Source organism: Leucobacter aridicollis, from assembly GCF_013409595.1.
Classification (GTDB): domain Bacteria; phylum Actinomycetota; class Actinomycetes; order Actinomycetales; family Microbacteriaceae; genus Leucobacter; species Leucobacter aridicollis.
The window spans coordinates 1078634-1097892 of record NZ_JACCBD010000001.1 but is presented as its reverse complement, the minus strand read 5'-3'; the positions used below and the strand labels follow the sequence as shown (position 1 = coordinate 1097892).

General features: G+C 68.8%; 16 protein-coding genes. 8 read left to right on the top strand and 8 right to left on the bottom strand.

Annotated features, from left to right (window positions below):
• Nucleotides 1–85 precede the first annotated feature (85 nt).
• Nucleotides 86–1216 carry an ROK family transcriptional regulator gene (locus BJ960_RS05150; protein ID WP_185986501.1) on the bottom strand — a complete coding sequence of 377 codons (1131 nt, stop codon included), beginning with the start codon at nt 1214–1216 and terminating at the stop codon, nt 86–88.
• A gap of 235 nt (nt 1217–1451) precedes the next feature.
• On the opposite strand from BJ960_RS05150, the gene BJ960_RS05145 reads away from it, so the two are divergent.
• The 4 genes from BJ960_RS05145 to BJ960_RS05130 are packed head-to-tail and all read left to right on the top strand — an operon-like array spanning nt 1452 to nt 5758.
• On the top strand, nt 1452–2483 hold the full coding sequence (locus tag BJ960_RS05145) for an NAD-dependent epimerase/dehydratase family protein (protein WP_185986500.1): 1032 nt from the start codon (nt 1452–1454) through the stop codon (nt 2481–2483).
• On the top strand, nt 2484–3548 hold the full coding sequence (locus BJ960_RS05140; RefSeq protein WP_185986499.1) for a dihydrodipicolinate synthase family protein: 1065 nt from the start codon (nt 2484–2486) through the stop codon (nt 3546–3548).
• A 6-nt stretch (nt 3549–3554) separates the two neighbouring features.
• Nucleotides 3555–4526, top strand: a complete 972-nt coding sequence (locus BJ960_RS05135) for a Gfo/Idh/MocA family oxidoreductase (protein WP_185986498.1) — start codon at nt 3555–3557, stop codon at nt 4524–4526.
• On the top strand, nt 4526–5758 hold the full coding sequence (locus tag BJ960_RS05130) for an Nramp family divalent metal transporter (protein ID WP_185986497.1): 1233 nt from the start codon (nt 4526–4528) through the stop codon (nt 5756–5758). The genes BJ960_RS05135 and BJ960_RS05130 overlap by 1 nt, the downstream gene beginning before the upstream one ends.
• A 99-nt stretch (nt 5759–5857) precedes the next feature.
• Here the strand turns inward: BJ960_RS05130 and BJ960_RS05125 are convergent, their stop codons facing one another.
• Nucleotides 5858–8467, bottom strand: a complete 2610-nt coding sequence (locus BJ960_RS05125) for an ATP-dependent helicase (RefSeq protein WP_185986496.1) — start codon at nt 8465–8467, stop codon at nt 5858–5860.
• A 119-nt stretch (nt 8468–8586) separates the two neighbouring features.
• Here BJ960_RS05125 and BJ960_RS05120 point away from each other — a divergent pair, with 119 nt between their 5' ends.
• Entirely contained in the window at nt 8587–9636 is a 1050-nt protein-coding gene (locus BJ960_RS05120) for an asparaginase domain-containing protein (protein WP_221936276.1), read from the top strand.
• On the opposite strand, the gene BJ960_RS05115 is transcribed toward BJ960_RS05120, so the two are convergent.
• The gene (locus BJ960_RS05115) at nt 9622–10662 is read right to left on the bottom strand and encodes a glycerophosphodiester phosphodiesterase family protein (RefSeq protein WP_185986495.1); all 1041 of its coding nucleotides are present in this window, start codon (nt 10660–10662) and stop codon (nt 9622–9624) included. The two genes, BJ960_RS05120 and BJ960_RS05115, sit on opposite strands and share 15 nt — an antisense overlap.
• Nucleotides 10663–10788: 126 nt before the next feature.
• Here BJ960_RS05115 and BJ960_RS05110 point away from each other — a divergent pair, with 126 nt between their 5' ends.
• From BJ960_RS05110 to BJ960_RS05100, 3 genes are all read left to right on the top strand, one after another.
• Nucleotides 10789–11607, top strand: coding sequence for a Bax inhibitor-1/YccA family protein (locus BJ960_RS05110; RefSeq protein ID WP_121077552.1), 819 nt, complete (start codon nt 10789–10791; stop codon nt 11605–11607).
• A 196-nt stretch (nt 11608–11803) separates the two neighbouring features.
• Entirely contained in the window at nt 11804–12733 is a 930-nt protein-coding gene (locus BJ960_RS05105) for an amidohydrolase family protein (protein ID WP_185986494.1), read from the top strand.
• Complete coding sequence (locus BJ960_RS05100) at nt 12730–13719, top strand: aldo/keto reductase (protein WP_185986493.1); 990 nt, start codon at nt 12730–12732, stop codon at nt 13717–13719. The genes BJ960_RS05105 and BJ960_RS05100 overlap by 4 nt, the downstream gene beginning before the upstream one ends.
• Before the next feature lie 41 nt (nt 13720–13760).
• On the opposite strand, the gene BJ960_RS05095 is transcribed toward BJ960_RS05100, so the two are convergent.
• The 5 genes from BJ960_RS05095 to BJ960_RS05075 all read right to left on the bottom strand — a co-directional run bounded on the left by BJ960_RS05095 (nt 13761) and on the right by BJ960_RS05075 (nt 19159).
• Nucleotides 13761–14888 carry an NYN domain-containing protein gene (locus tag BJ960_RS05095; protein WP_221936388.1) on the bottom strand — a complete coding sequence of 376 codons (1128 nt, stop codon included), beginning with the start codon at nt 14886–14888 and terminating at the stop codon, nt 13761–13763.
• Nucleotides 14889–15062: 174 nt separating this feature from the next.
• Nucleotides 15063–16646 carry a glutamine-hydrolyzing GMP synthase gene (gene guaA, locus BJ960_RS05090; RefSeq protein ID WP_121077560.1) on the bottom strand — a complete coding sequence of 528 codons (1584 nt, stop codon included), beginning with the start codon at nt 16644–16646 and terminating at the stop codon, nt 15063–15065.
• Nucleotides 16643–17131 carry a DUF3817 domain-containing protein gene (locus BJ960_RS05085; RefSeq protein ID WP_185986491.1) on the bottom strand — a complete coding sequence of 163 codons (489 nt, stop codon included), beginning with the start codon at nt 17129–17131 and terminating at the stop codon, nt 16643–16645. Before BJ960_RS05085 ends, guaA begins: the two co-directional genes overlap by 4 nt.
• A 10-nt stretch (nt 17132–17141) precedes the next feature.
• A complete protein-coding gene (locus tag BJ960_RS05080; protein WP_185986490.1) occupies nt 17142–17984 on the bottom strand; it encodes an SURF1 family protein in 843 nt (280 codons plus the stop codon).
• Between the two features lie 53 nt (nt 17985–18037).
• Nucleotides 18038–19159, bottom strand: a complete 1122-nt coding sequence (locus tag BJ960_RS05075; protein ID WP_121077564.1) for a GuaB3 family IMP dehydrogenase-related protein — start codon at nt 19157–19159, stop codon at nt 18038–18040.
• Nucleotides 19160–19259: the final 100 nt, after the last annotated feature.

The window sequence follows — 19259 nt, the reverse complement described above, 5'->3', positions numbered from 1 at the left end:
CGAGGCAAAAATGTCTCGATGTCGAGAGAAATGTCGACCGGGAGCAAGTCTAACACCGCCATCTCACAGGAACCCGATTCGCTACTCAGTTCCGCACGGGGGTGATGCGCGGCACGCCCATCTCTTCGATCCCGTAGATCTCGAACGCGGACCGGCGGAACGCGTGCACGAGCGCGCCGTGCGCGGCGGCTTCGCCCCCGAGCCGCGCCGCGACGAGCGGAAACTCGAACGGCAGGCGAATGTGGCGGGCCACTGCAGCGCTGAGCGGGAGCAGAAATTCCTCATGGGCGCGCGACAGCCCTCCCCCGATCACGACCTTGCCGGGGTCGATTGCGAGGATGAGCGTTGCGAGCGAGCGAGCGAATCCCTCGACGAACGCGTGCAGTTCGGCGATTGCGCTGTCGTCTCCCGACCGGGCGCGTTCGAAGACTTCGGCGGCCCCGCCCGCGCTCTGCCACTCGATCTGTCCAGTCACCGGATCGACCCCCGAAAACGCCAGCCTGCCAATGTCGCCCGCGGCGTTGTGCGCCCCGCGACGCGGCCTCCCGTCGACGATGAGCCCCATCGCGATCCTGTTGCCGACCGAGACGTAGAGCACATCGTTCACGAGTTGCGCCGCCCCGAGGTGGTGCTCCGCGACCGCCGCGAGACGAACACCGTTGTCGACGGAGACCGGGGCCCCGAGCGCCTCACGCAGGTGCCCGCCGATGTCGGCGCCCGACCATTCCGGAATCACGACGGAGGTGAGCACGAGCCCCGCCTCGTTCACGATCCCGGGCAGCGAGAGCCCGACCGCCCGGAGCGCGTCGAGTGGCAGCGATGCCGCAGCGAACGCGGCCGTGACCTCCCCCGTCACGCAGGCAAGCTTTGCCGCACCGTCGGCGAACTCACCGACGCCGCGGCCTGCATGGTCGGCGATCACCGCCCCTGAGAGGTTGGAGATGACGACGCGCGTGCTGGCGTTTCCGACGTCGACCCCCGCAACGTACCCGGCTGCCGCGTCGAACGCGTAGAGGCGCGACGGGCGACCGACGCCCGCCCCCGTCACGGTTGTGCGCGTCACTGCGCCTGAGATGGTGAGCGCGCCGAGCACGTTCTCGACCGACGTGCGCGAGAGCTCGAGCCCCGCGGCGATGCCGTTCACGGAGTCTGGGCCACTGTCGCGTAGTTGCAGCGCCACTCGCGCCGCAATCGACGGCGGGTTCGTCTTCGCCACGGTGCACCTCCAAACCGTCCGGGCGCGGGCGGCGCCGCGCGGTGGCCATCATCATAGTCAAGAAGGCATGCGCAACAGCGAGAATTGCGCCAATATGTCTCGGCATTGCCAGAACGATCCAGTCATCTTTCCGCGTGTTTCCGCGCCAACACTACCCACATTGCGAATTATCACATCGTAGTGTTTAATTTCTCTCAAGCGAATCGCTCGTGAACGAACCAATGGAGGATCGAGAATGTCACAGGGTTTTACATCCGAAGCCGAGCTTGAGGCGCGACTCGTCGCTCCAAGCGCAGGCCTCGTCGAAGACTTCGCGAAGGGCGCGGGCGACCTCGTGATCCTCGGCGCCGGCGGCAAGATGGGGCCGACGCTCGCCGTCCTCGCACGCAACGCCCTGAACGCGGCCGGGCGCGAGAACGACACCGTCTACGCGGTCTCGCGTTTCGGTGAGGCGAGCGTCCGCGAGCGCCTGACGCAGGCTGGCGTCGAGGTGATCCCGTTCGATCTCGTCGAGAACGACAGCCTCGACGCGCTCCCCGACGCCCCGAACGTCGTCTTCATGGTCGGCGCGAAGTTCGGTGCCGCGACAAGCCCCTCGTGGGCGTGGGAGGTGAACGCTGCCCTGCCCGACCGGATCGCACGCCGCTACCGCACCAGCGCCATCGCCGCGCTCTCCACGGGTAACGTGTACCCATTCGTCCCGGCCTCATCCGGAGGCGCCTCCGAGGACGTCGCCCCGGCGCCGATCGGCGAGTATGCGCAGTCGTGCCTCGGCCGCGAGCGGGTCTTCGAGTTCGCCGCACAGGAGCGCGGCACCCGCGTCTCGATCGTTCGCCTGAACTACGCGGTCGACCTCCGCTACGGCGTGCTCGCCGATATCGGATCGGCCGTGCACGCGGGCGAGCCGGTGTCCGTCGACACCGCGAACGTCAACGTCGTCTGGCAGGGCTACGCGAACGAGGTCGTGCTGCGAAGCCTCACCCACGCGTCCGCCGATGTGTTCACCATCAATCTCACGGGCCCCGAGACGCTATCGGTCGAGGCCGTGGCGCAGCGCTTTGGCGGCCTGCTCGGGCGCGACGTCACGATCGTCGGGGAGCCGCAGCCGACGGCGCTCCTTAACGACTCGAGCCGCTGCATGGCGCTCTTCGGATACCCGTCGGTCTCCGCGCAGACACTCATCGAGTGGCAGGCGCAGTGGATCGAGGCCGGCCTGCCGATGACCGCTAAGCCCACGAAGTGGGCCGTCCGAGACGGGAAGTTCTAGATGTCCACGGTCCCCACCCTCCGGCCCGCCGCGCGTGAGGCCCTCAGCCGGGGCGTTGTCATTCCGGCGCAGCCGCTCGCGCTCACCGCCGAGCGGACGCTCGACGAGCGCCGCCAGCGAGCGCTCACCCGCTACTACCTCGCCGCAGGCGCCGGCGGGCTGGCGGTTGGCGTGCACACGACGCAGTTCGAGATCCGGGATCCCGAACACAATCTCTTCGAGCCGGTGCTGCGCATCGCCGCGGAGGAGATCGCGGCCAATGCTGACGACAGCGTGCTGCGCATCGCCGGCGTCACCGGCGACACGGCGCAGGCCGTCGCCGAGGCCGAACTCGCGCGCGACCTCGGCTACGATGCCGTGCTCGTGAGCCCGCGGGTCGAGGGAGCGACCGAGCAGTCGCTGCTCGAGCGCGCCCGCGCCATCGGCGAGGTGCTTCCCCTCGTCGGCTTCTACCTGCAGACCGCGATCGGCGGCCCGACCCTCTCCCGCGACTTCTGGCGGGAGTTCGCCGCGATCCCTGCCGTGGTCGCGGTGAAGGCCGCACCGTTCGACAGGTACCGCACCCTCGAGCTCGTCCGCGGCGTGGCGGCGTCAGGCCGCGCGCACGAGGTCGCCCTGTACACGGGCAACGACGACGCGATCGTGTCCGATCTGCAGTCCGAGTTTCACGTCTCGACACCGGCCGGGCCGACCACGCTCCGCTTCGTCGGCGGCCTGCTCGGCCAGTGGGCCGTCGGCACCCGCGCTGCGGTCGCCCTCCTCGAGCAGGCGCATCGGGCGGCCGACGGCGACCTCGAGGCGCTCGCAGCGCTCAATCGCGCGAGCGCGGACATGGTCGACTTCAACCAGGCGGTGTTCGACCCGGCCAATGACTTCGCGGGCGTCATCGCTGGGGTGCACGAGGTGCTCCGCCAGCAGGGCCTGCTCGAGGGCGTCTGGTGCCTCGACCCGGCTGAGGGGCTCTCCCCGGGCCAGGCAGAAGAGATCCGCCGCGTACGGCTGGCGTATCCCGACCTCGGCGACGACGCGTTCATCGCCGAGCATCTCGATTCCTGGCTGCGGTAGCTCGTCATGACCCCGATCCGGATCGCCTTCGCGGGCCTCGCGCACTCACACCCGGTGAGCGACGCGAGCAATCTCGCGCGGCTGCGCGACGCGGGCTCCCCCGTCGAGTTGGTGGGGGTCTTCGACTCCGATGCAGCGCTCGCGACAGCGTTCGCGGCGCGCTTCGGCTGCGAGATCGCTCCCACCCTCGCGGCACTCGCCGACACCCGACCGGACCTCGTGATCCTCACCGCCCGCCCGCACGAGACCGCCCCGTTCGTGCGCGAGCTGCTCGCGACGACGGGCGCGCTCGTCTTCGCGAACAAGGTCGTCGCGGGCACGGCGGCGCAGCTGGCGGCGTGGGAGGCGGCAATCGCCGGCGATCAGGATCGGGTCGGCACATCCTCAGTGCTCAGGTTTGCCCCCGCGCTCCGCGCCCTCGCCGCGCGCGTCGCGGGCAGCGAGGTGTGGGGCGTGCGCGTGCTCGCCCAGCACGACATCGAGATGTTCCTCGCGCCCGACCGGGCGTGGCAGGACGATCCGGCGCGCGGCGGCGGCACGCTCGTCACGGCGGGCATCCATGCGTGGGAGATGCTTGACGCTGTGCTCCCAGGCGCCGAGCTCGTCGGCGACGTCTCCGGGTGGACGCACCGCTCCCCGGGGTCGCGCAGTGCGTCCGAGGAGGTGGCCCAGCTCGCCGGCACCGTCGCCGTGCCGGATCGCCGCGACGTGCAGTTCGGGATCACCGTCACCGGGACGCCGGGCCCCGAACGCTACGCGATCGACGTGTTCACCGCGACCGGCACCCTGTCAGTCAGCCTCGAGTTTCCGCACCCGCACGATTCGCTCGGGTTCGCGGAGCTCGCCGCCGCCCTGGTCGACAACACCCAAGGCGGCCGCGCGACAGCGCCGTGGGACTCAGCACGCGCTGTCGCCACGAACACCATCCGCGCAGCACAGGCGCTGCGCGGAACACACCACACAGAAAAGAGTCAGTGATGACCTCCACCCTTGCCACATCCCCCGCCCCGGGGACATCACCCAAACGCGGGTTCTTCAGCTCCATCGGCCCGGCATTCATTACGGCGGCGCTCGTCTTCGGGCCGGGATCCATCGCGACCGCGAGCGCGATGGGCGCCTCGTTTGGCTACGAGCTCATCTGGGTTCCCGTCATCGCAACCATCCTCATGCTCTGCTTCGTGAACATCGGCGTGCGCATCGGTCTCACGACGGACAAGAGCATCCTCGGCACCGTCGCCCACCGCCTCACCGGCATCGTCGCGATCATCGTCGGTCTCGGCTCGTTCCTCGTGGTGACCTCGTTTCAGGCGGGCAACTCGGCCGGCACGGGCGCGGCGGGCCAGCTCCTGTTCGGCGGCGATCCCCGGTTCTTCGCCGTGCTGTTCACCGTCATCGGCCTCATCTTCGTGTGGATTCCGAAGTTTTACCCCGCGCTCGAGAAGCTCATGGTCGTGGTAATCATCGTGCTCCTCGTCGCGATGATTACCACGGCCGTCGTGAGCAAGCCCGACCTCGGCGCGGTCGTCGGCGGCCTGGTCCCCTCCATCCCCGACGGGTCGATTCCGCTCATCGTCGGCCTCGCGGCGACGACGTTCTCGATCGTCGGTGCGCTCTACCAGATTCAGCTCGTGCGCGAGAAGGGATGGACGAGCGGCGACTTCAAGCTCGCCCGCCGCGACGCCGTCCTCGGCACGCTCATCCTCGGCGCCCTCTCGACAGTCATCATGATCGCCGCGGCCGCGACGCTCAACCCGGCAGGCATCGAGGCGAACTCTCCCGCCGCGCTCGCCCAGATCCTCGAGCCGATCGGCTCGTGGGCGGTCTGGCTGTTCGCGATCGGCCTCTGGGCTGCGGCGTTCTCCTCGCTCCTCGGCAACTCGACGATCGGCGGCTCGATGCTCGCGGGCGTCTTCAAGCTCGATGGCGGCGGGCTGGCCTCGGCACCCGTCAAGGCGTGCATCTCGCTCGTCATCGTGCTCGGCGGCGTCATCGCGACGGCGTTCGGCGGGATTCCGATCCAGCTCATCATCACGGCGCAGGCCGTGACAATCATCGTCGTCCCGCTGATTGGCGCGGTGATGGTGTTTCTCGGCAGGCACCGCGACCGCGGTGCACTGCGCATCAAGACGCCGCAGCTGGTACTGGCGCTCTTCGGCCTCGCATTCCTGCTGTTCCTCGCGGGGAGCTACGTCGTGAAGCTCGCGGGCTAACTCGCTGGCTGACGCCACACCTTACGCGCGATGCCCGGTCGGGCGGGGCCTCTGCTGAGGCCGCCGCCCGACCGGGCATCGTCTGCGTGTGTGCTCCGGCTACTCCGAGAGCTTCTCGATCGGCGCGAGCTTCACGAGCAGCTTGCGCTCGCCGACGCTGTCGAACGTGACGTGTGCGACGCGCTTCGACCCGGCGCCCGTCACCGCGTTGACGCGGCCCTCACCGTATTCGTCGTGCCGGATCCTGTCGCCGAGGGCGAGCTCGAGGTCGCCGTTGTCTCGGATGTTGCCGACGATCGTGTTCGGGAACCCGCCGCCCGCGGCCTGCGCCTCCTTGGCGAGCCGCTTGCGCTCACGCCACTTGTCGAGCGCGGACTGCATGTTCCCGCTCGCGGGCTCGGACACGGCCGCGGAGCTGCCGCCCGCGCCGCCTGCGCCAAACGAGACCTGCGAGTCCCGGTTCCGCGACCAGGAGGCGCCGCTCGATCCGCCGGCGCCCGGCGCGCGGCCAGCGTTGAGCGCGCGCGAGGCCGTGCCGCCCCGACCGGTGACCTCGCCCGGGGACTGCCGCCACTCGATGAGGCTCTCCGGGATCTCCTGCAGGAACCGCGACGGCATCGCGACCGCGATGTCTCCGAAGGTCGCGCGCGTCGAAGCGAGCGTGATGAAGAGCTTCTGCCGCGCCCGCGTGATGCCGACGTACATCAGCCGCCGCTCCTCGTTGATGCCGCCGAGCTCGTCGACGGACATCTGGTGCGGGATGAGTCCCTCCTCGACGCCCGTGATGAACACGGCGGGGTATTCGAGCCCCTTCGCGGTGTGCAGGGTCATCAGGGAGACCGTGCCGCTCTGATCGTCGAGATCGTCGGCCGCCGCCACGAGCGACACCTCGGTCAGGAACGCGAGGAGCCCTGCGCCGGGCTGCTGCGCGTCGAACTCGCGGGCCACCGCGAGCAGCTCCTCGAGGTTCTCGGCGCGTGCGTCGTCCTGCGGGTCGCGCTTCGCGCGGAGCTTCTCGATCATCTCCGTCGAGTCGAGCACGAGCTTGAGCACGTCGGCGACGGGCGCGGGCTTCTTCCGCGACGCGTCCGAGGTCTCGTCGTCGGCCTCCTCCGCGACGGGCGGCAGCACTTCGGTGCCGCCACCGCCGAGCGCCATCGCAGTGGCTCGCGCGAGCATGTCGGCGAGCTCGACGACGGTCGTGCGGATCTTCGGACCGAGGGCAGGAATCTCGGCTGCACGCTCCATCGCCTGATGGAACGAGACGCCCTCGGCCTCCTGGAAGTTCGCGAGGTGCGCCTCGGCCATCGGCCCGACGCCGCGCTTCGGCGCGCCGAGCATGCGCGACCAGGCGATCGGGTCGAACGGGTTCGCGATCGTCGTGAGGTACGCCATCGCGTCCTTGATCTCGGCGCGATCGTAGAACTTCGTGCCGCCGAGCACGCGGTACGGGATCGCCGACCGGATGAGGAGCTCCTCCAGCGCTCGCGTCTGCGAGTTCGTGCGGTAGAACACCGCAATATCGCCGTACGCCATGCCGTCGCGGTGCAGGTCCTCGATTTCCTCTGCGACGAAGCGCGCCTCGTCGTGCTGCGAATACCCGGTGAAGCCGACGATCTTGTCGCCGTCGCCCTCCGCTGTCCACAGCTTCTTGTCCTGGCGATCGAAGTTGTTGCCGATGACAGCGTTCGCGGCGCTCAGGATGTTCTGCGTCGACCGGTAGTTTTGCTCGAGCTTCACAACCTCAGCGTTCGAGAAGTCGCGTTCAAACTCGACGATGTTGCGGATGTCGGCGCCACGGAAGGCGTAGATCGACTGGTCGGAGTCGCCGACGACGGTGAGGCTCGCGCCCGGAATCCGGCCGAGGCCATCGAGCTCGCGCTCACGCACCGGCGGCACGAGCGTCGCGAGCTGCTCGGGCTCGACGCTCTTCGTGAGCTCGCGGATGAGCGAGTACTGCGCGTGGTTCGTATCTTGGTACTCGTCGACGAGGATGTGGCGGAACCTGCGCTTGTAGATCGCGGCGACGTCGGGGTGCGCGCGGAACAGCTGCACGGTCTGGCCAATGAGGTCGTCGAAGTCGAACGCGTTCGCCCGCTTCAGCTCCTGCTCGTAAGCCGTGAAGATCTCGGTGAACAGCCGCTCCCGCGGATCGCTCGCGTTCATCGTCGAGGCGTAGTCGGTCGCGTCCGAGAGCTCGTTCTTCAGCTTCGAGATCTTTGCGCTCGTGTTCGCTGGCGTGAAGCCGTAGGTATCGGCGTCGAGGTCTTTGATAATGCGCTTGAGCAAGGCGCGCGAGTCTGCCGAATCGTAGATCGTGAAACCAGACACGTACCCGAAGCGCTCGGCCTCCCGCCGCAGGATGCGCACGCACGCCGAGTGGAAGGTCGACACCCACATGCCCTCGACGCCCGACCCGAGGAGCCCGCCGAGGCGCTCGCGCATCTCGGCGGCCGCCTTGTTCGTGAAGGTGATCGCGAGGATCTGGCTCGGCCAGGCCTCCTTCTCGCGGATGAGGTGCGCGATGCGGTGCGTGAGCACGCGCGTCTTGCCGGACCCCGCCCCCGCGACGATCAGCAGCGCGGGCCCGCGCGCGACGACTGCGCGCCGCTGCTCGGGGTTGAGTCCATCAAGCAGCGGGTCGCCGCCGTCTGCTGGCTGCGCGCCGCCGAACGCTGCGCCTGGGTCAAGAAGCTCGAAGTCACTCATCGTCCTTCTAGTGTAGGCGGGGCCTCCGACGTTGCGGCACCTCGCGCGAGGCGGCGACCCTCGCACGGGCGACGCTCGATCGGCGCGCGGAGCACTGCGCGATGCGAGACAATGGGTGGATGCGCAAGACACCGCCCGAGCTTCCGACGATCCTCATTTTCGCCACAGGCGGCACGATCGGGATGCATGACGTTGGCGGCGGCCTCGAGCCAGACCCCGCGTTCCTTGAGATCCTCGAGGAACGCGCCGACAGGGTTGCCTCGCGGTTCGGGTTCCGCGCACGCGTCAACCAGCTCCAGCCCGCGATCGACAGCGCGAACGCCGACGAGGAGACCGCCCCGAAAATCGCCCGCGCGCTCCGCGCCAGGGTCGGCGCGATGCGAGCGAGCGGTGTCGTCGTCACGCACGGCACTGACACCCTCGCGTACACGGCGTCGCGACTCGCGTTCGAACTCGCGGGCCTCGGCGTGCCAGTTGTGGTGACGGGCAGCCAGTTCGCCCACGGCGCCAGGCCGACCGACGCGTTCGACAACCTGCAGCTCGCGATCCGCGCGGTCACCCAGGCGAACCCCTCCGCCCCGGTCGCGGTCGCGTTCGGAGGCAAGATCCTGCCGGCCGTGCGCGTGACCAAGTCGGACGCCGAGGCGCTCACCGCGTTCCGCGCAGAACGCGAGCTCGGGGCTGCGCCGCGCGGGCTCCCCGGGAGCCCGGAGGACGCGCCCCTCGTGCGCGCCGACCACGCCCGCGTCACCGCGATCCGCTTCACCCCGGGGCTCGCTGCGGCCGATCTTCTCGCGCTCTCGTCGACGGGGGCGGCCGCGATGGTGCTCGAGTGCTACGGAGCCGGCAACGCGCCGATGTCGAAGCCGGGGATGAAGGACGCGCTGCGCGCCATCAGCGACCGGATGCCCGTCGTCGCGATCACCCAGTGTGCCCTCGGCAGCGTGGACACCGACCGCTACGCGGTCGGGAGACAGCTCGCGGCCGCGGGCGTCATCGCCGGCGCCGACCTCACCGTGGAGGCGTCGATCGCGAAGCTCGGCTATCTGCTCGACCGCGGCTTCACCACCGAGGAGATCGCGCATCTCATGCCGATGAACCTCATCGGCGAGTGCGTCGAGCCCGCGCGCCGCACGGCCGCGGCCCGCGCAGGATCAGCCGGCGACTGACTCCGCCTCGCGCGCGGCGACGCCAAGGTCTGGGTGGTCGACGAAGATGCCGTCGACCCCGGACGAGAGCACCAGCGCGAACTCCGATTGCCAGTCACCCCACTCAGCGCCGCTGAGCGACGAGTGATAGCGCAGGTTGAGATACCGGTTCTCTGGCCGGAGGGTCCAGGTAAAGACGAGCAGGCCGCGCGCGTGGGCGCGCGCAACGAGATCCTCGGGCCCGGCCGCGAGCCCGATCGCGTTCGTACGGATGAGGCTCCCCTTGTCGACGCTAATCCCGTCGACGCGCGAACGCAGGTAGTCGAGGCCGGCGTCGCTGCGGTACCACTCGTAGGTGTTCGCGCGCCCGCCGCTCTCCCGGGCGTGCGCGACCTCGTCCGCTGGCGCGCCGGAGCGTTCCGCGAGAAACACGTAGCTCGCGCGCACGCCGGCCTGCCTGAGCCTGACGAGTACCCCGAGTTCGAAGCACTCGATCGTGAGCCGCTCGGGTCGGTCCGCCCAACCGGTGGTGGCGAGCTCGTCTTGAATGAGCGCGGCGATGTCGAACCCGATCGACCTGAAGTAGTCGGCGTGCTTCACCTCGAGCACGACCCCAAGCGCCCGGCCGCCCCGCGCGCTCTCATCGTCGACGATGCGCAGCACGTCGCGCAAGCGGAGCATGGGCTCCTGGCCGTCGTAGGCGCGGTTGTCGGCCCGCACGCGTTTGAGCCGTTCGACGCACCTGAGTGTCCGGAGCTCCGCCCAGGTGAAGTCCTCCGTGAACCAGCCCGTCATCCGGACGCCATCGACGACCTTGGTCGTGCGGCGCCCCTTGAACTCCTTGTGGGAGGCAACGTCCGTGGTCCCCGAGATCTCGTTCTCGTGGCGCACGACGAGCACCCCGTCGCGCGTCACTACGACGTCGGGCTCGACGGCGTCGGCGCCGAGCTCGAAAGCGAGCCGGTACGAGGCTTCGGAGTGTTCAGGGCGATACCCCGGGGCACCGCGGTGCCCAATCACGAGGGGATGTGCCTGGGACTCTGACATGCCTACCAGCCTAGGGCCTTCCGATGCGCCGCCGTGAGCGAACATCATGCACAGTCACAGCATCGAAAGCCGCGGAATCTATACACTTGAATTATTGCCCGATTACGCTTCGAAAGGTCCCAGCGAATGAGCAATCCTGCACTCAGCAACAACCCGGCACTGAACGGTAAGACCCTCACTGCCGAGGAGCTGCACCGTATTTACGACCAGCCCGCGGCGACGACGAACCGTCCGGGCGTCGACGTGCCGGCACAGTCCGCGTCCGACGCCGGTCAGCCGCCCGTCATCACCCCGTCGGATCGCCCGATGACCTATGAGAACACGATCTCGAAGACCGTGTTCCTCTTCGTCATCGTGCTCGCGCTCGGCGCGGTCGGCTGGATGATGCCCGCCCTGATGATTCCAGGCGCGATCGCCGGCCTCGTGCTCGGCCTCGTGAACTCCTTCAAGAAGGAGCCGAGCGTTCCGCTCATCATCGCGTACGCGGCAGCCCAGGGGCTCTTCCTCGGCGCGATCTCCGGCACCTTCGAGGCGCGCCTGCCGGGCATCGTCTCGCAGGCCGTGATCGGCACGCTCGCCGTGTTCGGCGTCACGCTCCTGCTCTTCCGCAGCGGCAAGGTGCGCACGAGCCCGCGTCTCACCAAGATCGTGCTCATTGCGATGGCCGGCTACCTCGTGTTCTCTCTCATCAACTTCGTGGTGATGATCACCGGGTTGAACACCGACCCGTGGGGCCTGCGCGGCGGCACGCTTGGCCTCATCATCGGCGGCCTCGCAGTGCTGCTCGCGGCCTACTCGCTGGTGATGGACTTCGAACTCGTGCAGAACGGCGTGCAGAACCGCGTCCCCGAGAAGTGGGGCTGGTCGGCTGCGTTCGGTCTGACTGTCACGCTCGTGTGGCTCTACCTGGAGATCCTGCGAATCATCGCGATCTTCCGCGACTAGCCAGGCAGGCGGGTCGCGAGGCCCATGGACAGACGGTGGCCCGGAGATTTCTCCGGGCCACCGTTTTGCATGCGCCCCGCCGCACGGCCCGCGGCTCGCCCTCGTGCGAGAATCCTGCACGATATATTGATTCAATACACGATATTGTGGGTAGCGCGAGGCCCGAAGACGCCCACACCTGCACGGAGGATCACCGATGAGAATCGACGCACACCACCACCTGTGGGATCAGTCCGTACGCCCGCAGGGGTGGATGGATGACGCCACGCAGGTGGCCATCGGCGGCCCCTACTCGCAGCAGGATTGGGCGGCCGCGGCCGAGCCGTCGGGCGTCACGCACGGCGTCTTTGTCCAGACCGTGCCCGACCCTGCGGAGACGCCCGAAGTGCTCGCCCTCGCCGCCACGGACCCGCGCCTCGCGGCGGTCGTCGGCTGGATCGACGTCGACGCCGACCCCCGCCCGGCCGGCGAGCAGCTGGACGCCCTCATCGCGGGTCCCGGTGGCGAGTACCTCGCCGGGGTGCGCGTTGCCGCGGAGTACAGCGCCGATCCTGACTCCCTCGATTCCCCGCCGATCCACGCGCTCGCCCGCGCCCTCGCGGGGCGCGACCTCACCCTCGATCTGCTGCTCACCCCGGCGAATCTGGGTGCCGCCGAGCGCCTCGCCGCCGCGAACCCTGAGACGCGGATGGTCATCAATCACCTCGCGAAGCCAACCATGCGGGAGGCTGACTTTCGGGCGTGGGCCGACGACATCGCCGCGTTCACTGCCCACGAGCACGTCGCATGCAAGCTCTCCGGGTTTCTCACCTTCGACGCGCTCACGATGACCGCGGACCGCCTCGCGCCGTATGCTGGCGTGGCGCTCGCGGCGTTCGGTCCCGCCCGCATGATGTTCGGCAGCGACTGGCCTGTCAGCGTCCTCGGCGGCGGCTACGGAGCCACCGTGTCGATCGCCGAGCAGGTCATCGCGCCGCTCAGTGAGGGCGAGCAGGCATCGATCTGGGCTGGCACCGCCTGCTCCTGGTACCGCGGGCTCGCTGCGGCGATCGATGGCTCGCTGCCCGCCGGCGCCCCGCGCGCGAACGCGCCCCAGGACCACACCAGCACGCAAAGGATCTCATGAGCATCACCGTTCCCCGGAGGACGACCCGCACCGGCCTGGAGCTCACCGAGCTCGGCCTCGGAGGTGCACAGTTCGGCAACCTCTATCGGGCAATGCCCGATGCGACGGTTGACGAGATCGTTGACGCGGCGTGGGCCGCGGGCATCCGGTTCTTTGATACCGCGCCGCACTACGGCCTCGGGCTCTCCGAGGAGCGCCTCGGGGCCGCGCTGCGCCGCTATCCGCGCGACGAGTACGTGGTGTCAACGAAAGTTGGGCGCCTCATCCGACCGAACCCCGGCGGCATCGGCGAGGACACCGAGGGGTTCGCCGTCCCCGCGACGAAGCGGCGCGCCCTCGACTACAGCGCGGCAGGCACGCTCACCTCGATCGAGGAGAGCCTCGAGCGTCTCGGCCTCGACCGCATCGACATCGCGTTCATCCACGACCCCGACGAGCACTGGGATGAGGCGATCGCTGGCGCCGTCCCCGCCCTCCAGCGGCTCCGCGCCGAGGGGACGATCACGAGCTTCGGCGCCGGCATGAACCAGTCAGCGATGCTCGCCCGCTTCATCGCCGAGGGTGACGCTGACCTCGTGATGGTTGCCGGGCGGTTCACGCTGCTCGAGCAGGGCTCGCTCTCGGATCTCTTCCCCGCGGCACGTGCGGCAGACGCGTCGGTCGTGGTGGCCGGCGTCTACAACTCCGGCCTGCTCGCGACGCCTCGCCCCGCTCCCGATGCACAGTACAACTACGCGGACGCGCCGGCCGAGCTCGTTGCCCGGACGAACGCGCTTGCTGACGTCTGCGAGCGCCACGGCGTCTCGCTGCCGGACGCGGCGCTCGCGTTCGCGCTCCGGCAGCCGAGCGTGGCCTCGGTCGTCGTCGGGGCGTCCCGCCCCGCGCACATCCCCGATACCGTCGCGCGCTACGAGAGGGTCGTGCCCGATGCGCTCTGGCAGGATCTCGTGTCGAGCGGCCTCGTCGACGAGCGCGCGTTCAACTAGCGGCACGGCGGGCTCGGCGGGCTCGGCGGGCTTGGCGCGCGCTACTCCGGCTGTTCGGCGAGGCGCACGAGCCGCTCGTGCCCGCTCTCTTCGAGCTCGACGACGTCCGACCGCGAGCGCAGAAAGTCCGAGAACGAGCGGAACCCGAGCGCCTTCTCGTTAAACGACGGATCCATTCGGCGCATCTGCTGCTTCACGGCTGAGCTGTAGAGCCAGCCCGAATCGTCGGTGTCCTGGCTGAGCCAGAGCGCGCGGATGAGCAGGCCGGTGACCGCGATGTCCCGCTCCTCCTCGCTCTCAAACTCGGAGTCGAGGGTGTCGTCGTCGTGCCCGTCAGCGCCGTGAGCATTCGCGTCGACAGTGGGTGTGCGATCCTGCTGCGACTGCTTGGCCGCCGCGGCGCGCCGGCCGCCGGACCGCCCCGATTCGGCTGGCTTTGTCGCCGCATCCGACGCGGTCTCCGCGTCACCCGCAGAGGCCGCCTCGGCGCCGGCCGCGTCGGCGGTCGCCGTCTTCGCAAGCTCCTCGGCCGCCTGTTCCGCCCCACGCCCGCCGCCACCGCGCCTCGAGCCGCGGCCCCGCTTGGAGCCGTCGTCGTCGCGCTGCCGGGGCGGTTGCACGCCGGGAAGCGAGTCGTAGCTCGTGAACTCGTCACACGCGGCGGCGAGGGACTTCGCGGTCGACCCCGCGACGCCAACGCCAACGACGTACCTGCCGAGACGCTTACAACGCTGCGCGAGCGGCACGTAGTCCGAGTCGCCGGCGACGATGATCACGTGGGTGAGATCCTCGAGCCTGAACATGTCCTCGACAGCGTCGACCGCCAGCCGAATGTCGGCGCCGTTCTTCGCGTAAGCCGCGGCAGGGAAGAGCTGCACAAGGTCGACGGCACGCGCGACGAGCTGCGAACGGTACTCCGCGTTCATCGGCGCCGACCAGTCCGCGTACGCACGCGTGAGCACGAGGGTGCCGAACGACGAGGCGTAGTCAATGATCGCGCCAACGTCGACGACTGCAGCCTCGAGCCGTGCGGTGATCTCGGGGTCGCGGTCACCCTCGGCGATCCGCTGCCTGTCGCGCGAGAACGAGTTCCTGCCGTGCACGCGGTCGTACCACGAGAGCACGATGTTATCGAAGTCGAGGTAGACCGCTACGCGACCGTTTTGCATATCAAGCACCCCTCCAGTGTCGCAGGTTCTCGTGCATGTTCACAGCTCACATGCGGCAGCACTCCAGCGGTCGCACTCGAGTTCACCCAATGCAATCGGCAAAACGAATGCCGGGTGCGAAGCGCACCCGGCATTCAAATTGCAGATCTCAGGGCGTCTGCGTGAGGCCCGGGACTACTCCCACTCGATAGTCCCCGGGGGCTTCGAGGTCACGTCGAGCACGACGCGGTTCACGTCGGGCACCTGGTTGGTGATCCTGTTCGAGATGCGCGCGAGCACGTCGTACGGGACGCGAGTCCAGTCGGCGGTCATTGCGTCCTCGCTCGAGACGGGGCGCAGCACGATCGGGTGGCCGTAGGTGCGGCCGTCGCCCTGAACGCCGACGGAGCGGACGTCGGCGAGCAGCACCACGGGGCACTGCCAGATCGAGTCGTCGAGGCCGGCTGCGGTGAGCTCGGCGCGCGCGATCGCGTCCGCCTCGCGAAGGATGTCGAGACGCTCGCGCGTCACCTCACCGACGATGCGGATCCCGAGGCCGGGGCCAGGGAACGGCTGGCGGCCAACGATCGCCTCGGGCAGGCCGAGCTCGCGCCCGATCGCCCGAACCTCGTCCTTGAAGAGCGCGCGCAGCGGCTCGATGAGCTCGAAGTCGAGGTCCTCAGGCAGCCCGCCAACGTTGTGGTGGCTCTTAATGTTCGCGGTGCCCGCTCCCCCGCCCGACTCGACGACGTCGGGGTACAGGGTGCCCTGCACCAGGAACTTGATGGGCTCGCCCTCGGCCTTCGCCTCGGCGACGAGGTCGAGCTGGACCTTCTCGAACGCGCGAATGAACTCGCGGCCGATGATCTTGCGCTTCTCCTCGGGATCGGTGACCCCGGCGAGGTGTCCGAGGAAGATGTCGGCGGCGTCAACGGTGATAAGCCGCACGCCGGTCGATGCGACGTAGTCGCGCTCGACCTGCTCGCGCTCGCCCTTGCGCAGCAGCCCGTGGTCGACGAACACCGCGGTGAGCTGGTCTCCGATTGCCTCGTGGACGAGCGCGGTCGAGACGGCCGAATCGACGCCCCCTGAGAGTGCCGAGATCACGCGGGCGTTGCCGACCTGCGCGCGAATCGCCTCGATCTGCTCCGCGATGACGTTACCCGCGTTCCAGTCTGCCGGGATACCGGCGACGGTGTGCAGGAAGTTCTCGAGGATGCGCTGGCCGTGCTCGGAGTGCTTGACCTCTGGGTGCCACTGCACGCCGTACATCTTGCGCTCGGGCGAGCCGAAGGCCGCGACGGGCGTGACGTCGGTGCTCGCGAGCACGTCGAAGCCCTGGGGTGCCTGCTGCACCGCATCGCCGTGGCTCATCCAGACGAGCTGATCCACGGGCTGGCCGCCGAGGATCGCGCCGCCGTCGCCGAGGACCTTCGCCTCGGTCGAGCCGTACTCGCGGTCGCCGGTGTTCCCGACGGTGCCGCCGAGAGCGCGCGCCATCACCTGGAAGCCGTAGCAGATGCCGAGCGTCGGGATGCCGAGGTCGAAGATTGCGTCGTCAAATGCCGGCGCGCCCTCCTCGTACACGGACGACGGACCGCCCGAGAGCACGAGACCCGCGGGGTTCTTCGCGCGGACCTCGTCTGCGCTGATGGTGTGCGGGACGAGTTCGGAGTACACCCCGGCCTCGCGCACCCGCCTGGCGATCAGCTGCGCGTACTGCGCACCGAAATCGACGACGAGGACGGGCCGATGCCCGTCGTGCGCTTCTTCTGTCATGCTTTGCCTTCCTGGCGATCTGGGTCAGCGGCTGCTGCGGAGTCGGCGATGGCCGCCTCCTTCGCATCCAAAAATTGCGTCACCTCGCGGGCGATACGGCCCTCGAGGATGAATGAGAGGAACGGGATCACGCCGCCGAGCGCGAGCAGCAGGAACTTCGCAAAGTTCCAGCGCATCGGGCTCCAGAGCATGAAGTTCGCGATGAGGTACACCACGTAGAACCAACCGTGGGCGATCAGGATCGCCTTGAACAGGTCGAAGCCTTCGCGGACGAACTCGGCTTCCTGGCCCTTCGGGATGGTCGGGAGAAACTCTGCGACGCCGTTCGGGGTGAACAGGAACAACTCGACCTTGAACACGTACTTCATGACCATGACTGCGCAGAGCAGCAAGAGCATGATTCCGGTGATGACCGAGGTCACCTTGTAGACGCGCAGCGAGCGGCGAATACGTGGGTAGTCCTCGGGCTTGGGCTGGAGTTGCATGGCTTCCATTCTATGGTTTGGGCGTGGTGCCGGAGTCACCGGCGGATTCTGCGGCCTCGGCCTCGGCGGTGAGCAGCAGCATCTCGTGCTCCTTCTCCCACGCGTCTCGCGCGAGCCGGTACCAGAGGAACAGCGCAACGCCGGCAAACACCACCCACTCGATGGCGTAGAACACGTTGAGCCAGCTCACCTTTTCCGGGGCGCTCGGCGCGACCGAGTCGATCGACTCAAGCCCAACTTCCGCGAGGGCTGGAGCCTGCGCGGTGTCGTGCATGACGAGGTAACCGCCGTAAATCGGCCCGGTGGGCGTGTGCCCCCACTCGTTCGCGAGGAATGCGGGGACCATCGTGCGCATGTACCGCGAGTCCGCGTCGGGGCGTGGCACCTCGGGCGCTTCGGCAGGCAGGTACCGCCCCTCGAGCGCGCGCTCCGACTCGGGGAGCTCGGTGAGGCGCTCGACGGCGCGCTGCGCGTCCGCGACGCTCGGAGCCCAGCCGACCGCGACCGCCAGGCTGGCGTCGTCGAGCTCGGTTCGCACGAGGTGCCCGACAACCCAGGCACCCTCGCGGCGCTCCGCGCTCTCGTCGGCGCCCTGGTTCATTCGCTCCGCGATCACCGAGAAGTCGCCCGGCACGAACGTTCCCTCGACTGAGACCACCGCGCCCGCGGCGATCTCAGGGATCCCGGCGATCGGCTCGGTGAGGTCGTCGATCGGGCGCACGGTCTCGGTCGCGGTGAGGTCGTCGACGTTGTCGCGGATCGCGTTGCCCATCTGCCACTGGCCGAGCCAGGCAAACACGGCGGCGACGATCATCGCGAGCAGGAGCGCGGCGATCCACTGGGGCCGCCGCATGATCTGTCCGAGTGTCGGCTCTCCCAAGTACTCGGGCGTGCGCGAGGCCACGACTACCGCTCAGCGTGAACGATGTCGACCCGCTGGAACTCCTTCACGTCGGAGTAGCCACTCGTTGCCATCGCGCGGCGCAGCGCCCCCAACAGGTTCGCGCTGCCGTCGGCGATGTGTGCGGGGCCATTCATGATCTCGGCGAGCGGTGCGATCTGCTCGACAGCCACGCGGCGCCCGCGCGGCAGATCCTCGTGGTGGGCTTCCTGGCCCCAGTGCCAGCCGCGGCCCGGGGCGTCCGTTGCGCGCGCGAGGGCGGCACCAAGCATCACGGCGTCCGCGCCGCAGGCGATCGCCTTCACGAGGTCACCCGAAGTGCCGAGGCCGCCATCAGCGATAACGTGCACGTAGCGCCCGCCGGACTCGTCGAGGTAGTCGGTTCGTGCACCCGCGACGTCTGCGATCGCGCTCGCCATTGGCGCGCGGATGCCGAGGGTCACCCGGGTCGTCGAGGACGCTCCCCCACCGAAGCCGACGAGCACGCCGGCCGCGCCGGTGCGCATGAGGTGGAGCGCCGACTGGTAGGTCGCGGCGCCGCCAACGATGACGGGGACATCGAGTTCGTAGATGAACTGCTTGAGGTTCAACGGCTCACGGCCGTCGATCGACACGTGCTCGGCGGAAACTGTGTTCCCGCGGATGACGAACAGGTCGACGCCGGCCTTCACCACGGTGTCGGTGAACTCGGCGGTCCGGTGGGGCGACAGAGCACCGGCGACCGTCACGCCCGCGTCGCGGATCTCTGCGAGGCGATCGCGGATCAGCTCGGGCTTGATCGGGGCGGAGTACAGCTCGCGCATACGCTTCACCGCGGTCACTTCGTCATCGACCCGCGCGATCTCCTCGAGCAGCGGCTCGGGGTTCTCGTGCCGGGTCCAGAGCCCCTCGAGATTCAGGACGCCGAGGCCGCCGAGCTGGCCAAGCTGAATCGCGGTCGCTGGCGACATGACCGAGTCCATCGGCGCGCCGATGACCGGGATGTCGAACTGGAACGCGTCAATCGTCCAGGAGGTCGAGACGAGTTCGGGGTCTCGGGTACGGCGCGTCGGCACAATACCAATCTCGTCGAATGTATAGACACGGCGGGCGCGCTTTCCGCGACCAATCTCGATCTCGTTGCTCACCCAGACAGTCTATCGGGTGCGCGACGGGCGCATCCTGAGTTCCCCACAGTGCGCACGCGGGGCGACAATATCGTTTAGTTGAGCTATCATCGCTAGAAAG

What these genes read in the sequence shown, in the direction of transcription:
- BJ960_RS05145 (WP_185986500.1), top strand. Translation starts at nt 1,452, where the DNA reads ATGTCACAGGGTTTTACATCCGAAGCCGAGCTTGAGGCGCGACTCGTC.
- BJ960_RS05140 (WP_185986499.1), top strand. Translation starts at nt 2,484, where the DNA reads ATGTCCACGGTCCCCACCCTCCGGCCCGCCGCGCGTGAGGCCCTCAGC.
- BJ960_RS05135 (WP_185986498.1), top strand. Translation starts at nt 3,555, where the DNA reads ATGACCCCGATCCGGATCGCCTTCGCGGGCCTCGCGCACTCACACCCG.
- BJ960_RS05130 (WP_185986497.1), top strand. Translation starts at nt 4,526, where the DNA reads ATGACCTCCACCCTTGCCACATCCCCCGCCCCGGGGACATCACCCAAA.
- BJ960_RS05125 (WP_185986496.1), bottom strand. Translation starts at nt 8,467, where the DNA reads ATGAGTGACTTCGAGCTTCTTGACCCAGGCGCAGCGTTCGGCGGCGCG.
- BJ960_RS05120 (WP_221936276.1), top strand. Translation starts at nt 8,587, where the DNA reads ATGCGCAAGACACCGCCCGAGCTTCCGACGATCCTCATTTTCGCCACA.
- BJ960_RS05115 (WP_185986495.1), bottom strand. Translation starts at nt 10,662, where the DNA reads ATGTCAGAGTCCCAGGCACATCCCCTCGTGATTGGGCACCGCGGTGCC.
- BJ960_RS05110 (WP_121077552.1), top strand. Translation starts at nt 10,789, where the DNA reads ATGAGCAATCCTGCACTCAGCAACAACCCGGCACTGAACGGTAAGACC.
- BJ960_RS05105 (WP_185986494.1), top strand. Translation starts at nt 11,804, where the DNA reads ATGAGAATCGACGCACACCACCACCTGTGGGATCAGTCCGTACGCCCG.
- BJ960_RS05100 (WP_185986493.1), top strand. Translation starts at nt 12,730, where the DNA reads ATGAGCATCACCGTTCCCCGGAGGACGACCCGCACCGGCCTGGAGCTC.
- BJ960_RS05095 (WP_221936388.1), bottom strand. Translation starts at nt 14,888, where the DNA reads ATGCAAAACGGTCGCGTAGCGGTCTACCTCGACTTCGATAACATCGTG.
- guaA (WP_121077560.1), bottom strand. Translation starts at nt 16,646, where the DNA reads ATGACAGAAGAAGCGCACGACGGGCATCGGCCCGTCCTCGTCGTCGAT.
- BJ960_RS05085 (WP_185986491.1), bottom strand. Translation starts at nt 17,131, where the DNA reads ATGCAACTCCAGCCCAAGCCCGAGGACTACCCACGTATTCGCCGCTCG.
- BJ960_RS05080 (WP_185986490.1), bottom strand. Translation starts at nt 17,984, where the DNA reads ATGCGGCGGCCCCAGTGGATCGCCGCGCTCCTGCTCGCGATGATCGTC.